This window comes from Xenorhabdus bovienii SS-2004 (assembly GCF_000027225.1).
Classification (GTDB): Bacteria; Pseudomonadota; Gammaproteobacteria; order Enterobacterales; family Enterobacteriaceae; genus Xenorhabdus; species Xenorhabdus bovienii_C.
In genome coordinates, this window is sequence record NC_013892.1 from 1185054 (window position 1) to 1198845 (window position 13792).

A 13792-nucleotide genomic window follows, 5' to 3' on the forward strand; every position below is an offset into this window, starting at 1 on the left:
GTCCCCACCTTTTTTGCAACACTGATTTTTGATTGATGTTGGCTTGCTTAAATCTATCCGGCGTCACTATGGGCAGGGATGCCCGCGCCTCGATGAGTTCCGCACCTGATAAGCCTAAAAAACCGCACGGCTTCAGAGAGCCATTTTTTATGTCAGGATTCCATCAGGTCGATAAGCCGTTCATGTCATCAATAATCAGTCTTCGCAAAACCAGATTGGGAACTGCTTTAATTAACGATTAACCTGCCAGTCAGACTGGCGTCGTCGTTACCTTTCGAACACAGTTTGCCGTGTTGTGATTGCCCAGGCTATCCGGGCTAATTTGTTGGCCAGCGCACAGGCCACAACATTTGAGTGTTTTCGCTCAAGCTGAGCCTTTACCCATTCAGCCAGCCTTCCTGACTGATAATCGATTCTCTGGATAAAGACTCTGGCGCACTGGACAAGTAACCGTCGCAGATTTTTGTCTCCGCGTTTACTTATCCCTAAAAGCGTATTTTTGCCACCCGTGCTGTACTGGCGTGGTACCAGACCGGTTGAAGCAGCAAAATCCCGGCTACAGCCATACTGCTTACCATCGCCCAGCTGCGATGATAAGACGCTGGCAGTTATCGGACCCACGCCCGGTATTGTCTGAAGACGCTGTCCTGTTTCATCACGTCTCAGCTCCTGCTCCAGTGCCGTCTCAAGCTCGGTGAGCTGTTCGACAAGATAAAGATAATGGGCATGTAAGCGCATCAGCAACTGTGCCAGATAGGGAGGAAGTTCGTTCTCTGCCAAGACGGTTGAAAGTCTTTTTATCACGGCGGTTCCGATCGGCATACTGATGCCAAATTCCAGTAAAAAAGCGTGCATCTGATTAGTGGTTTTAACCCTGTCTCTGACCAGTGATTCTCTGACCCGATGCAGGGCGCGCATAGCTTGTTGCGCCTCTGTTCGTGGTTGCACAAATCGCATGGAGGGACGAGATGCAGCTTCGCATATGGCTTCAGCATCCACAAAATCGTTCTTGTTGCTCTTTACAAAAGGACGAACAAATTGTGGAGAAATCAGCTTCGCTTCGTGACCAAAAGCAGCGATCCGGCGAGCCATAAAGTGAGCACCGGCGCAGGCTTCCATTACAACAGTCGCTGATGGCGATCCCGCTAAAAACTCCATCAGTCTGGCGCGGGTAAATTTTTTACGCAGCAGGGCCTTTCCTGATTTGTCCTGACAGTGAACGTGGAAAGAATGTTTGCCGAGATCAATACCAATAAGCGTAACGTTTTGCATGATGGTCTTCTCCTGAAAGAAACACCCTGCCAGCATACCGCTCACAGGGTGGTGGGGACCATCTCATTAACCACCACAACCTCTGGAGCCTGATTCCGCTTTCGCTGGGACGGACATAGTTTTCTGACATCCGCAGGCGGGGAGAGCACCACGGCTTCAGGTTTTACCTCCGGCACTGTTGGCGCGGGTTGTTCTATTGGTTGCTTTATTGGCTGTTCTACTGGTTTTACCTGCGGAGGTTTTACTGCCACAGGGGGATTAGGTTGTTTTATCGCAATATGAGTGTGATTGCGTGGCAGGCAGCCTCGCAGCAGCCACAGCAATAATAAAATGAACAATAACAACAGCAACCACCATAACCAGCGCGGCTTTCGTTTCTGTTCTGGCTGAGATGCGACAAAATCGGGATTTCCTGCAATATTTTGAGATGCAGATTCGTTCATCGGCTCCCAAAGGATAACGGGTTGGTTATCCACACTCCAAATGTGTTCCTCAGCAGGAAACTGGCTGATTTTTCCCAGTAACGTCAGTAATTCGTTATCCACACCCTCTTTTTCACTGAGCTGTTCACGCAGGCGAGCTAATACCGCCAATTGACGGGCAATTTGCGTCTGGATCTTATCGCGTTCTATCGCAGATAACTGAGCAAAAGGGACAGGTTGGCCTTGTAAATCACTGTACCATTCAATGGCACCATCACTGCTTTTGGCAGGTTTAGCAAATAATGTAGAAAAATTTATCGGTAGATGCTGAACTAACGCAGAGTGTAGGGCATCATAGTGACGTAATAGATACTCACTTTGAGCGCTTTCATGCGCTACTGTACGCGTTATTCTTATCATGCCTGCGACCCGCTTGCGGATGTGTAAGTCCTTTTAATGCACCCAAAATCGCTAATCCGTATGGGAATGTGATTTAATACATGAAAAACAGTCTCCTCCATTTCTCATGCGCATTTTAAGCCGTTAAACCACAAGTTTTTGAATCGGGTCATGATATAGATGCGTTCAACTTTTGTAAAGTTGACTAAATAAATAGCTATATATTGCAAAATTCTTGGTGGTTTATTCTTATTTTTCTTATAAATTCATTGACTTGGATGTATATTATTCTTATCGCGCCTGTCATACCGGGATAAAAGAACAAATCGTTGATCTTGCCATGAATAATAATGAATATTAGGAAATCGGAGTCAACAGCCCCTAATATTTTTTATAAATAAAAACTGTACCTTGGATGTATAAAATATTTAAGGTACAGTTTTTCGGCAGGTCATTAACGGTGATGCAATATCATGGAATTATGCTTCAACGCGCACCGATTCGCCGTTAAAGGCCACTGCTTTACCCGCGATAATTTTGCAGCGCTTGCGGGTTTCAACTTGGTCATCAACTTTAACCAAACCTTCTGCAATCATCGCTTTTGCCGCTGCACCACTTTCACACCACCCTTGAAGTTTCAGTAGATCGCACAGCTCTACATAAGGGTGTCCATCTAAACAAAAAATTTCCATCAGTATCCTTTGGTTTTTTCTACATCATGATATTCCTCGCAAGCCTGCAAGGTATTTTGAATCAATGTCGCGACGGTCATCGGGCCAACTCCGCCCGGAACAGGAGAAATCCAACTGGCGCGTTCGGATGCACTATCGAAATCCACATCGCCAATGACTTTACCATTTTCCAGACGATTGATGCCGACATCAATCACAATAGCGCCGGGTTTAATCCATTCGCCGGGAATGAAATTCGGTTTACCGACCGCTACGACCAGTAAATCAGCTTGTTCAACATGCTGGCGTAAGTTTTTGGTAAAACGATGCGTCACCGTCGTAGTACAGCCAGCCAACAGCAGTTCAAGGCTCATTGGACGCCCAACGATATTGGAAGCCCCAATGATGACCGCATGCAGCCCGTAGGTATTGATATTGCAGCGCTCAAGCAGCGTCACGATCCCGCGAGGAGTGCAGGGGCGCAGCTTTGGAGCACGCTGGCACAGGCGGCCAATATTGTAAGGGTGGAAACCATCCACATCTTTATCAGGATGAATGCGTTCCAGTACTTTGACATTATCAATGCCGGCAGGTAGGGGAAGTTGAACTAAAATGCCGTCGATCTCCGGATCTTCGTTCAAGTTATCAATTAGGGAAAGTAATTCGGCTTCGCTGGTGATGTCTGGCAAGTCGTAAGAGCGGGAAGTAAAACCGACTTCCTCACAGGCACGGCGTTTGCTCGCGACATAAATTTGGGAGGCCGGATTTTCTCCGACTAAAACAACGGCAAGACCTGGAGCACGTCTTCCAGCGGCGATTCGTTGCCTGACTTTTTCTGCAACTTCGCTTCTGATTGTCTGCGCAATCGTTTTCCCATCAATAATTTTTGCTGACATGTATTTAAGATTCCATCATCGAGTATAGGAATAGGCGCTATTTTGTCAGAACATGAATCATCTGTCAGTTTTATTGATAATCATAAAATGAGCATATGAACAAAAAGCCCATTGACTCAGCCCAGTATGCACGTATAATCCCGTGCTCATCAACGCATTAACGTGTTCTCATCTCGTATGCGCCCTTAGCTCAGTTGGATAGAGCAACGGCCTTCTAAGCCGTAGGTCACAGGTTCGAATCCTGTAGGGCGTACCATTTAAAATCAAGAACTTACACCTACTTTGCAACTACAATTTTTCCCGACTGGGACGGATTTGGGACGAGATTTCCAAAAAGCTCATCAATTTGACGCGCGTGTTCAGTCAAATGATTAGGTGCTAAATGAGCATATCGCCTTACCATTTCAATGGATTCCCATCCGCCCATCTCTTGCAAAATTGACAGTGGAACGTCTGACTGAACCAACCAGCTAGCCCACGTATGCCTCAGATCATGAAATCGGAAATCTTCTATTCCAGCTCGCTTTAATGCGGAATTCCATGCCGTGTTATCATCAACACGCATCTTTCTGATATTAGGCATTACTATTCCATCGGGATTAGTTGATGGTTTAGTATGGACGAACACCCACTTATTATGATTTCCTATCTGGGCACGTAACACCCTGCAAGCGGTTTCGTTTAGGGCTACCCCTATAGCCCTAGCCGATTTACTTTGGTCTGGGTGTATCCATGCTACTTGTCTCTGCATATCAATTTGAGACCATTCAAGATTGATAATGTTTGAACGCCTTAATCCCGTTGCCAGTGCGAACTTGACGATTGACTGTAAAGGTTCGGGGCATTCATCAATTAATCTTTGGGCTTCGTGAGGCTCTAACCATCTGACACGTTTATCTCTGACGGCTGGAACCTTGATCACGGGTGCTTTCTCTAACCATTTCCAATCTCGTTCAGCCGCCCTTAGCAGAGACTTCATCAATGATAAGTGTTTTGCTTTGGTCGCTACCGAGACGGAAACTTCTGTATATGCAGGGACTTCTTTTCCTTTTTTCTGGGCTGCTGTAACACGACTTTCCCATCGCTGCTTAGATTTGCGGTTTCTCATTTTGCTGATTGCCGTATAAATCCTGGCTTCGGTGATATCCTTTAGTCTTACTCCTTCGAAATATTCCAACCAGAACGCCATACGGCCTTTATCATCATCCAGTGATTTCTTATCAGCTTTTTCCTCGATCCATCGCAAGCATGCCTCATCAAAGGTCACATCAGGGAAATCACCCAACCTTTCTATGCGCCATAATTCGGCCTTTCTTCGGTCGTGCAACTCCTGAGCTTGCTTTTTGTCCGTTGTCCCAAGAGACTCCTTAATTCTTTTGCCGCTTGGCGTCGTGTAGTTCCCATACCACGTATTTCCTCTACGGAAGATTGACATTGTTTATCTCCTTTCTCTGTCGCATCTACCGAGCTCACAATCACAGTTTGGATCGGATTGTTGATTGCTGCAATACATGCGGCGCGTGTAAATAAATAAGGTGAGTTTGGCTTGGTGGGGTTCTTCTTGGTGTAGGCTATTTTACCTATCTGACACCATAGGGATAATGTGTCCACATCAATCCCTATGAGCGCTGCTGCTTTTTTTCTGGATAAGGTTATGCTTTCTATCTCATTATTATCAGTGATGAGTCTCATTGCTTCATCTCCTTATCAATCATATCTACGTAGTATCGCAGCCACATCACAGGCAAGAATTTGCTCTTTTGATGTGGCGACATAGCGGTTTCAAATCGGGGTAGGTGTTTGGTGAGTATTGTTGCTGTTTGCTGGGCTGTTCGTTTTTTGTGCTGCTTAAGTTCTTTCAGGCGCTCCCTTGCCACCTGTCGTCTTCCGTTCTCGAATTCGTTAGTCATGGATGGTTACGGTGATATCTCCCGTTTCTATTCCCTGAAATCCAGAGTTTTCTAAAATAACCTTGGCGTCATTCTGAATTAATGATTGGTATTCAAATTCCGGAGAGAGATAATCGCCACCAATATACTCCTGAACCTCTTTGTTATTCATCTCGATAGTTACTTTCATGCTATTTTCCTCAAATGTTCGTTACCGATATCGAATAGATAATCTTTATCTACCGTGGTTATTGTTTTGCGTGGGGTAATAAACGGCCTCCAAATTAAAAGCATGGAGCCTTTTGTATTGGAATTTTTCTTTCTCTGTTCCACTGGCACAAATTGAATTCGACCACCCGTTATTAATCTGACCTCATCAACCGTTTGCATTGCCAATTTAAACCAGCCTACTGAGGTATCATTGGGGACGAGCATCACAATAGACTGGCATTGCTTCCTGCATTCAATGGCTGCTTTCTCTACCCACGGCGTAATCTTGGAATAGGGTGGATTACAGAATATAGAGCCGTAACTTTCCCAATCACACTCCAGTGCATTATCTCGTTCCGTGAGATAGTGGCTGCACAGGGTATTTTGAGCATCAGCGGCGGCATCTAGTTTGAATTTAAATTCTAAATTGAGTGCTGTAAATAAAGGAAGTGGAGTTTGCCAGAGGTCGCGTAGTTCTTTTGGAGTGTTACTTCCTCCGAAATCAGTTTTCATCTTCTAAACTCTCAATGGCATCCCAAACATCAGAGCCTCTGATATCCTCAAATGCCTGAATAGCCATCTCAAAAACTGATTGTTCTTGCGGGTGAGGAGATTTCCAATATTCAAAACCATCCCGATGCTGATATCCCATAATATTATAAAATTTACCTGCCAATTTAATTGCAGCATTGACTAATTCACGGTCGGTCATCACATCATCATTCTTGTTTGTCATTTCTCCGCCTATCCCGCTCATAATCCTCCCCGCACTCCCGGCTACAGAATGCACCGTGTGTTGCTGGCTCAGTCTCACACTATCGGCACATCCCGTTGATACTGGTTAGTGGTGGTGGTCGGTTCTGGAGCGCATGGGATATATTCAGCCCATTTAAATCGTTAGCTGTGTCGATAATATCCATGATGGTTCTCTATTTGTTGGGGTGGCGGTAGAGGGGGAATATTTCGTCAGCAATATCAGGATGCGATTCATTGTATTCTCTCCATTCGAATACGCGTTCCGGTAGATCTGTTAAATCCAGAATCCGTTGTATACCTGTATTACGCGCCCACGCCACAGGCTCCATATTTTCATATTCAGATAATTTCGATTGCAGTTTGATAATTCCATCAACTAATGCACATGTTGTTGAGCCATTTATATCAGCTAATTTATGCCAGTCCGCATCATCCTGATGGTACGCATTAATAATAATCTCATAATCAGCGAGACGTTTTAATAATTCCAATAATTCTTTACCTTCTAATTCAGTAAATCTAATATTTTCAAAATTAGTCAATTGTTTTTTTATTCGGTTTTGTAACCGCTCAATCATATCTTTGCTCATTATTATCTCCTTCAAGTTTCTCTATTATATAAAAATCATTAGCGCCACATTTTGGACAAACAGAAATTAACCATGTTGGAAATTCAGGGTCTGGAACTTTAATTCGATCATTTTCATAATGAATATGTTTACATTTGCGTTTAGCGCATTCTATTTTGTCATTTCTCATTTCTCATTTCTCATTTCTCATTTCTGATTCTCCTTTAATAAACAGTAATGTATTGCCCGCAGTCGTTGCAGCAATATTCGTTAATATAACGTCCATCCTCCCCCCAATCATTAGAGCCACATCTACAGTGCAGAATTCGGATATGTTTCTCAGGAATGGTTATTGGAGCAAATTTCTCAACTGACATTTCATTATCAAAATGATAGCCATTGATTTTTATTTTATTTATATTTCCGTTTCTGGTTGCATAATAAAAATATACGTCGCTAGTGGTTTTCATTGTAGTTGATTGGTATACATCTGAATTAGTCATAACATCATTGTTCATTTTTCGCTATCCTCTAAAAATCAGGGTTCCTGCTGCCAGATCACGTTTTACTATTTGTCTCAATACCCTGTCTCGCCGAGATTGAGTCATTTTAAAACGACGCCGATGGGGTTTATTTCGGGTGTTTTTCCAATATTTTCTATATCGTGCGTAGTGCGAATCATAAACGCGTTTCAATAACTCACTGGCTGTTGTCAGTTTTTTCATTTAAACTCCCTGCATATATTGGTTGCCCGTTGGCACATCTCGGCACTGAACCAGCCGAAATGACATTTCCTGAAACTAATTCCCAGCCTCCATGCCAGCCATCGATAGGCCTCCGTGCGTTCAAAATTCCCTCTCTTTCGCATATCCTCAAATTCCTGTTTACCGCTCCGCCTCGCTCTCCGTGTCGGTTCATCAGCCAGATATCCCAATGGAATATTGGTTTCTGGGTGCATCCCCACGCGCGCATCGCATGACCAGCAGACATAGAGCCACGGCCAACGACTACGAACCTCCCCAAACACCTCCATGTGATGGGCTATTGTGACGTGACCGCAGCAATAGCGGCATTTGGTGGGGATGGGGAGCGGGTCATTGACTCGCCGAATTGCTCTGGGGTTTGAGTTCCATGGGGTGAACTGCATGTTGTGTCCTCCCGAATTTTGGTTGTAACACTCCTCCCGCCACTGAGGTAGCGTTAGTTAATGGGTGGGGTTAAAATAGGTCTAGCTGAAATATTTCGCAGGATTCGGAGCAGGAACCGGTATCAAATCGCTGGGCTGCAATCATATCCTGATAGATGTTTTGGTAATCGACATCCGAATACATTTTGGCGATACCATCCAATGACATGTGGCCTCGGTACATAATTTCACGATCGGTTTTTCTATGACCATCTCTCACATAAGAGGGGGTTATGCACGTATGTTCAAATACCAGCTTTAATCCCGGCTCATCTTGACAGGCCAGCCCTAATTTTTGGCTACTCTTCTTGATGCAGAATACACAGTTGCCAAGATACTCTGGGATCGACAAATCAAACGGCTGATCTTTCCACCAATCCAGAATGTCTCGTTTGTCAAAATCCGAGATATCAGCCAGATAACTCACCCCCTCTTTGCGGGTTAATCTCCGTGGCTCATCGGCTCGAATGCCTATCCATGTTTGATAATTACCCCGCCCGAAATGGTCATTGCAGTAATCTCTGAATGGCCGCAATTTCAGGCGGTCAGTGCAGAATGCGCCACCGATATAGGGTGTGCCATATTTTTTAACCATATCTGTAAATGGCTTCAATGCTGGCATCCGTGTTTGGATATCTTTCGGTTCCCAAACTGTATAACCATTCGATACACCCAACTGAGGATTGATATCAGCCTGCAATACTATCAGCGGGATATCCCAGAATTTCACGACTTCTCTGACAAATCGGTAGGTCATGGGATGCTCCGCCCCCGTATCCATAAACACATAGCGGACATCCTCACCTTGTTTGCGGCGCTGTTCCATCAGATAGACGAGATACGCCGATGTCCTGCCGCCAGAGAATGAGACGACATTGATCATGATTTATGACCTGTTTTAGTTAATGGGTGAATTAGATGTTTCTATTTGGATTGCCGAATGGCGCTAGAATGGAATGTCGTCGTCAAAATCCATTGGTGGAGGTTCTGGTTGCAATTGCTGTCCCTTCGGTTGCTGTGGCGCTCCCCATCCGTGAGATTGTTGCGGTACTCCTGAATACTGCTGCTGGGGCTGCTGTCCTTGCTGACTTCCCTGTCTATTACTTAGCATCTGCATGGTTCCGCCAATATTTACCGTCACCTCTGTTGTGTATCTGTCCTGTCCCTGTTGATCCTGCCATTTGCGAGTCTGTAAAGAACCTTCGATATAAACCTGAGAGCCTTTGCGAAGGTATTCACCGGCGACTTCTGCCAGCTTGCCGAATATCACCACTCGGTGCCATTCGGTTTTCTCTCTCATCTCACCCGATTGTTTATCGCGCCACTGTTCCGATGTTGCCAGAGTAATATTGGCAACTGCGCCGCCATTCGGCATATAGCGAACTTCCGGATCCTGTCCCAGATTACCCACTAAAATAACTTTATTTACGCCGCGGCTAGCCATCGTTTCCCCTCCATTGATCACCGAATTTAAATCCCACTTCGTTTAGGGCGTCGTCCATTTTTTCTATAAATTCCGGTATCAATTCATCGAATTGCTGCATGAATTTCTCATCTCTATCTACTGTGACATAATAAATTCCCTCTCGCGTCATGCGTGGGTCATAGTTGGCGAAATACCATGAATCTTTTCCAGTGACCCACATGGAGTACTGAATTTGAGCCATGTAATCCGATTTAATGGCTTCAAATCCCCCTAAGCGAAATCTCATAAAAACAGCGGTAGTAAACGGGCACTTCAACTCAAGGCCGAGGCCATCGCTACACAGGCCATCGGGTGAGCATGCTGTCCTGAGCGAATCATCCTTGAACAAAATAGGGGCTTCCATTACATCGACACCAGACACAAATTCAAATGTTGCCCGCGCTGATTCTTCGTATTCCTTGCCCCATGCCAGTGACTTTGCATTTACTTCAACTACATTCCCTGTGCAGATCTCACCCAGTAACGTGTAGAAATATGTCGCCTTGGTATCTGTCCATTTTTTGCCGTCTTTTGATTTCGATAACACCTTTCCAGCATCCGAGGCTGTAATAACTCCCAGCCTCAACTTGTGCCAGTCAAACGATCCTTGTTCAACATTTCTTAAATCAATCCCTGCTCTGGTGAGGACTGACTCATAGCTGACCATTGTTTTTTACCTTCTTGGAAAGAAAATCTTCGGCTTTATTAGCCTCCAGTTCTGATAGATCGTATGGTGAATTTATTTCTCGATTAAAGATTTTCGAGCACAACGGCAGTAAATCATCATCCCATGTTTTATCCATCCCAATAAGCATGGCGTTAATGCGTTCCATTGTTTTAGCGCTTACTCCATTCGAAGGTGTTGATGAGCTTATTCTCCCATCTATATCTTCATCCGCTGTCGCAATCCCTAATGCACCTGTTAATGTGTAGCGGCGTAAATACGTGATGGCAGATGCTGATTGCTGAATGCTATTTTTTCCACCTGATTGATCTGGGGTAGACATCATTTCACATGATTCATAATGCCCTGATTTATGGCTAACTATGCATTTAACGGTAATTACTCCGCTTTCCATTTTTTGTTCAAATCGATAAGACAATCCAAATTTTTGCAAAAATGGCTTTATCTGCTCTGAGATATCATCCAATGATGCATATTTATATTTAGCCTTGCCTGCTCCAAAATCAGCTTGTTTCAATTTTTTAATGGTCGGCAGTGCGCTTTGAAATGCTGCCATAGCATCCAAAAATTCCTTTCTTGCCTGTCCCGCTTCCCATTTGGTTTGTAGCTCCAGTAATCGCTCTAACTTATCAATATCGGCATTTGATGATACAGCCATCTCAATAAGCCGCATTGGAGCTGCTGCTGCATTCCCTGTGGGTTCCGCGACATGGTAATCCTGTTCACGAGTAACAACCTCTTGCATGCTCATATCCTCTGCTCCTCCACTGTCCGACATACATCAAACAGCCATTCGTGGTATTTATCCATCAGTTCAGAACGTTTATCACCCGTTCTTTCTAATAGAGAATTAACCCTATCGGATAGAGTGTTGTCCGGTAAATTACCAAGACGGTCATTTGCCAGTTTATCCAGATCGGTTTCCAGTGCCTCTTTGTACGCGGCGGCTTCTTCCTCTTGTTCCCATTGCTCATCCTGAGCGCCATAGGGGTTGCGTTCGTATCTCACGCGACCCTCCGTTGCGCTTTTTTCAGTTCTTCCATGAAGCTACCCATCAAATCCCTATCAATGAGATAATCCGTTAACTCATTCATCGACCACTGCCCTGAGTTCATGCGTTCTTCCATTGTGCAATCCATTCCCTTTACTCCATCAGGAAATTCAATGATATTGACTCCGTTTCGATAATGTCGGCTACTGACCGATGGTGCGAATATTTGCATGATGACCTCCGTAATATTTCATGAGTAATTTCATGCCGCGAGTCCATGCGGCAGAGCGATTTTCACGTACAGCGAGACATCCCCACGATTGAGCGCGGGTTAGATTTCGTTTGTTCATGATTGATTATCTGGTGATAAGTAGAGTGAATATGACGGCGAGAATGGTGAGTGAGTAATAATAGAAACTATCGGGAATCATTTTGCCGTGCTTTCATCATTGCATCCGCTATATGATAGGACTCGACGGCCAGATATTCATAATCCGGTGCGTTTTGACCGCCACCAAATTTCGAACCATCGTAACGCCGGATACCTGCGCCCATAGCCCGAGCTGCGAAATAATCCCTCAATGTTATCTCATCCGGTTTATTCTTTTGTGGGGCTATTTCGCCAGATAACCCTAATGAATCAACCAAATTTTTAACGTTATTTAATCCACCTGCGGTGACCGTGCCTTTATATTGGATTTTGTTTTTTGTTGGATAGTAAATAACTTTTCCTTGTTTTGTTTGTACCGTTATAGTTCCACAGATATCAATGGTATGATTAATACCTAGTGCATTGAGCTGCCCAGATGATTCAGAAACGAGTTCCTGTTTTTTATCACTCAGCATCATCATTCTTCTGTCGGTGGTTCTGGGAGTGGTTGCCAGTGGGTAATACCTATGCTGAGATACCATTTAGTCCAGAGCTGATTACCGTTTTCATCGACACCAGCGCCAATATCTCTGAAACAGTCTTCAATATGAACCATATCCATACTTCCATTCGAGAAATACACTATTACACTGTCGTCTCGTATTTCAGGCAACCTCTCACTACATTTAATCCAATCCATAATTTCTCCTATATTCAGGTAATAAAAAACCTCGCATTGGCGAGGCTGGTATTTATTCATTATCTTCTAATGTTACTTCAATATCTTCGGATTCATCTTCATCTGAATAAAACTCATCGTATTCAAAACCATTTGCAAACAAAATTTTTTCTATTGCCCGCTCGCGTGCATAAATGGATAAATCAGAATCTTCTATTTCACAAATTTTCGCGTATTCTGATTCTGGTATTTCAAAGCATTGGTTATATTGTCGCGTGATGCGTGCTTCTACTCGAATTTCAACTTTCTCACTCATTGTTATTCTCCTATTATTAACTCACCACAGCCCACTCGTAAATGAGCTGGAGTTAGTCAACTGAGAGCCATCCACTTACGGTAGAATTTACGCTGTTGCCAAGCTAATCTATTCAATGCACGACGACTAGCAGAACGTGGCTCATGATCCATAGCCCATTGACGAAAATCTAGATAATTTCTTTTACATTCAATTACGTACCGAATATCAGACTGACGGTCACGTTTCATTGATGCCCGAATTTCGTTAATAAATTCAATATTCATACTCACCTCGCTGTTACTGTTGTTGATTGACGATATTTTTTTCGTCGGGAGTTAACTCATCCCAATTTTTGATGACAAATAGCTTGTCGAGAAAGTCGCAGCGTTCATCTCCAGACCAATAATCAAAAACCAGTTTCTGACAAAATAACCCAGTATCCATCGCATCCTGTGCATTAGCGAAATACATAAATCCGCCCGCTAATTCATTTGATACCCGCGAAACTTGAGTTGCCGTTCTGTACATAATAACCACCCGATTTGATTTCACGATTTTCATATCACCCCCTAGCAGTAACGCCGCCTGACTCCAGTATCCGATTGCCAGCTCTTTGCTTGGTTGAGTAAAGAGCTACGTCACTCATGCAGCAAGATCCGCTGTTGTTGTCGTCCTTGATATCTTTCTTCAACCCAATCATCAGTTGCGTCAGTACGTCAATTTCGTCTACTGGTTTGATAATTGAGTCGATAATTTCTTCCACTGAGCGGCTTTGAAGGTTTTGTGCTGCCTGTTTCTTTGCCAAGAAAGCAGCTCTACGCTCATAACGACGAGTTGCGTAGTCACTCCGTATAACGGTTACTGTTGTCATATCGCCTCCGTAAATAAGTTTTGGTGGTGTAGTGACAGGTGCTGATCTCCTGCATGGGGTTACAACGGCTCAATATCCTGAACTGGCTGTAACTCACTGGAATAACGCATCAGTCTGCGTATTCACTACACCCCAAAACCTACTCAGTGGGGTTGATTCAAGA

At 44.2% G+C, this 13792-nt stretch carries 28 protein-coding genes and 1 tRNA gene; 2 read left to right on the top strand and 27 right to left on the bottom strand.

The window, feature by feature from the left end; genetic code table 11:
• Positions 1-35: 35 nt before the first annotated feature.
• On the top strand, positions 36-242 hold the full coding sequence (locus XBJ1_RS21860; RefSeq protein ID WP_162467458.1) for a hypothetical protein: 207 nt from the start codon (positions 36-38) through the stop codon (positions 240-242).
• Between the two features lie 25 nt (positions 243-267).
• Here XBJ1_RS21860 and XBJ1_RS04975 read toward each other — a convergent pair whose 3' ends face one another.
• The 4 genes from XBJ1_RS04975 to folD all read right to left on the bottom strand — a co-directional run bounded on the left by XBJ1_RS04975 (position 268) and on the right by folD (position 3660).
• Positions 268-1272 carry an IS110 family transposase gene (locus XBJ1_RS04975; RefSeq protein WP_012987226.1) on the bottom strand — a complete coding sequence of 335 codons (1005 nt, stop codon included), beginning with the start codon at positions 1270-1272 and terminating at the stop codon, positions 268-270.
• 41 nt (positions 1273-1313) lie between these two features.
• Positions 1314-2114: a hypothetical protein gene (locus tag XBJ1_RS04980; RefSeq protein ID WP_012987702.1), complete on the bottom strand. Its 801-nt coding sequence runs from the start codon at positions 2112-2114 to the stop codon at positions 1314-1316.
• 458 nt (positions 2115-2572) lie between these two features.
• A complete protein-coding gene (gene ybcJ / locus XBJ1_RS04985; RefSeq protein WP_012987704.1) occupies positions 2573-2785 on the bottom strand; it encodes a ribosome-associated protein YbcJ in 213 nt (70 codons plus the stop codon).
• The gene (gene folD / locus XBJ1_RS04990; RefSeq protein ID WP_012987705.1) at positions 2785-3660 is read right to left on the bottom strand and encodes a bifunctional methylenetetrahydrofolate dehydrogenase/methenyltetrahydrofolate cyclohydrolase FolD; all 876 of its coding nucleotides are present in this window, start codon (positions 3658-3660) and stop codon (positions 2785-2787) included. Before folD ends, ybcJ begins: the two co-directional genes overlap by 1 nt.
• A 179-nt stretch (positions 3661-3839) precedes the next feature.
• Between folD and XBJ1_RS04995 the strand changes: the two genes are divergently transcribed.
• A tRNA-Arg gene (locus XBJ1_RS04995) sits at positions 3840-3916 on the top strand.
• Positions 3917-3937: 21 nt separating this feature from the next.
• On the opposite strand, the gene XBJ1_RS05000 is transcribed toward XBJ1_RS04995, so the two are convergent.
• From XBJ1_RS05000 to XBJ1_RS18990, 23 genes are all read right to left on the bottom strand, one after another.
• On the bottom strand, positions 3938-5095 hold the full coding sequence (locus XBJ1_RS05000; RefSeq protein WP_012987706.1) for a tyrosine-type recombinase/integrase: 1158 nt from the start codon (positions 5093-5095) through the stop codon (positions 3938-3940).
• Between the two features lie 253 nt (positions 5096-5348).
• Complete coding sequence (locus XBJ1_RS05010) at positions 5349-5570, bottom strand: hypothetical protein (protein WP_038198430.1); 222 nt, start codon at positions 5568-5570, stop codon at positions 5349-5351.
• Entirely contained in the window at positions 5563-5739 is a 177-nt protein-coding gene (locus XBJ1_RS21730; protein ID WP_012987708.1) for a hypothetical protein, read from the bottom strand. Before XBJ1_RS21730 ends, XBJ1_RS05010 begins: the two co-directional genes overlap by 8 nt.
• Positions 5736-6272, bottom strand: a complete 537-nt coding sequence (locus tag XBJ1_RS05015; RefSeq protein WP_012987709.1) for a phage N-6-adenine-methyltransferase — start codon at positions 6270-6272, stop codon at positions 5736-5738. Before XBJ1_RS05015 ends, XBJ1_RS21730 begins: the two co-directional genes overlap by 4 nt.
• Entirely contained in the window at positions 6262-6471 is a 210-nt protein-coding gene (locus tag XBJ1_RS05020; protein WP_143827713.1) for a hypothetical protein, read from the bottom strand. Before XBJ1_RS05020 ends, XBJ1_RS05015 begins: the two co-directional genes overlap by 11 nt.
• A 217-nt stretch (positions 6472-6688) precedes the next feature.
• Positions 6689-7105 (bottom strand): hypothetical protein, encoded by a 417-nt coding sequence (locus tag XBJ1_RS05025; RefSeq protein WP_012987711.1) that lies wholly within the window; start codon positions 7103-7105, stop codon positions 6689-6691.
• Entirely contained in the window at positions 7086-7274 is a 189-nt protein-coding gene (locus tag XBJ1_RS05030; RefSeq protein WP_038198432.1) for a hypothetical protein, read from the bottom strand. Before XBJ1_RS05030 ends, XBJ1_RS05025 begins: the two co-directional genes overlap by 20 nt.
• A gap of 34 nt (positions 7275-7308) precedes the next feature.
• Complete coding sequence (locus tag XBJ1_RS05035; RefSeq protein WP_038198434.1) at positions 7309-7602, bottom strand: hypothetical protein; 294 nt, start codon at positions 7600-7602, stop codon at positions 7309-7311.
• 6 nt (positions 7603-7608) lie between these two features.
• Positions 7609-7809, bottom strand: a complete 201-nt coding sequence (locus tag XBJ1_RS19490; protein ID WP_012987712.1) for a DUF7301 family protein — start codon at positions 7807-7809, stop codon at positions 7609-7611.
• Positions 7806-8231 (bottom strand): zinc-finger-containing protein, encoded by a 426-nt coding sequence (locus tag XBJ1_RS19495; protein WP_071822443.1) that lies wholly within the window; start codon positions 8229-8231, stop codon positions 7806-7808. The genes XBJ1_RS19490 and XBJ1_RS19495 overlap by 4 nt, the downstream gene beginning before the upstream one ends.
• A 70-nt stretch (positions 8232-8301) precedes the next feature.
• Positions 8302-9153 (bottom strand): phosphoadenosine phosphosulfate reductase family protein, encoded by an 852-nt coding sequence (locus XBJ1_RS05045; RefSeq protein WP_012987714.1) that lies wholly within the window; start codon positions 9151-9153, stop codon positions 8302-8304.
• A gap of 63 nt (positions 9154-9216) precedes the next feature.
• Entirely contained in the window at positions 9217-9714 is a 498-nt protein-coding gene (locus tag XBJ1_RS05050) for a single-stranded DNA-binding protein (RefSeq protein WP_012987715.1), read from the bottom strand.
• The gene (locus XBJ1_RS05055; RefSeq protein ID WP_012987716.1) at positions 9707-10402 is read right to left on the bottom strand and encodes a YqaJ viral recombinase family protein; all 696 of its coding nucleotides are present in this window, start codon (positions 10400-10402) and stop codon (positions 9707-9709) included. Before XBJ1_RS05055 ends, XBJ1_RS05050 begins: the two co-directional genes overlap by 8 nt.
• Positions 10389-11165, bottom strand: coding sequence for an ERF family protein (locus XBJ1_RS05060; RefSeq protein WP_012987717.1), 777 nt, complete (start codon positions 11163-11165; stop codon positions 10389-10391). Before XBJ1_RS05060 ends, XBJ1_RS05055 begins: the two co-directional genes overlap by 14 nt.
• A gap of 2 nt (positions 11166-11167) precedes the next feature.
• A complete protein-coding gene (locus XBJ1_RS05065; protein WP_012987718.1) occupies positions 11168-11428 on the bottom strand; it encodes a hypothetical protein in 261 nt (86 codons plus the stop codon).
• Complete coding sequence (locus tag XBJ1_RS05070; RefSeq protein WP_012987719.1) at positions 11425-11643, bottom strand: hypothetical protein; 219 nt, start codon at positions 11641-11643, stop codon at positions 11425-11427. Before XBJ1_RS05070 ends, XBJ1_RS05065 begins: the two co-directional genes overlap by 4 nt.
• On the bottom strand, positions 11615-11761 hold the full coding sequence (locus XBJ1_RS21735; RefSeq protein ID WP_012987720.1) for a hypothetical protein: 147 nt from the start codon (positions 11759-11761) through the stop codon (positions 11615-11617). The genes XBJ1_RS05070 and XBJ1_RS21735 overlap by 29 nt, the downstream gene beginning before the upstream one ends.
• Before the next feature lie 67 nt (positions 11762-11828).
• Positions 11829-12263: a hypothetical protein gene (locus XBJ1_RS22330; protein WP_232503302.1), complete on the bottom strand. Its 435-nt coding sequence runs from the start codon at positions 12261-12263 to the stop codon at positions 11829-11831.
• On the bottom strand, positions 12260-12541 hold the full coding sequence (locus XBJ1_RS05085) for a DUF551 domain-containing protein (protein ID WP_080515948.1): 282 nt from the start codon (positions 12539-12541) through the stop codon (positions 12260-12262). The genes XBJ1_RS22330 and XBJ1_RS05085 overlap by 4 nt, the downstream gene beginning before the upstream one ends.
• A complete protein-coding gene (locus XBJ1_RS05090) occupies positions 12534-12776 on the bottom strand; it encodes a hypothetical protein (protein WP_012987723.1) in 243 nt (80 codons plus the stop codon). The genes XBJ1_RS05085 and XBJ1_RS05090 overlap by 8 nt, the downstream gene beginning before the upstream one ends.
• A gap of 56 nt (positions 12777-12832) precedes the next feature.
• Positions 12833-13042, bottom strand: a complete 210-nt coding sequence (locus XBJ1_RS05095; RefSeq protein WP_012987724.1) for a hypothetical protein — start codon at positions 13040-13042, stop codon at positions 12833-12835.
• Between the two features lie 13 nt (positions 13043-13055).
• Positions 13056-13319 carry a hypothetical protein gene (locus XBJ1_RS05100; protein ID WP_038198437.1) on the bottom strand — a complete coding sequence of 88 codons (264 nt, stop codon included), beginning with the start codon at positions 13317-13319 and terminating at the stop codon, positions 13056-13058.
• Between the two features lies 1 nt (position 13320).
• Positions 13321-13629: a hypothetical protein gene (locus XBJ1_RS18990; RefSeq protein ID WP_012987726.1), complete on the bottom strand. Its 309-nt coding sequence runs from the start codon at positions 13627-13629 to the stop codon at positions 13321-13323.
• Positions 13630-13792 lie beyond the last annotated feature (163 nt).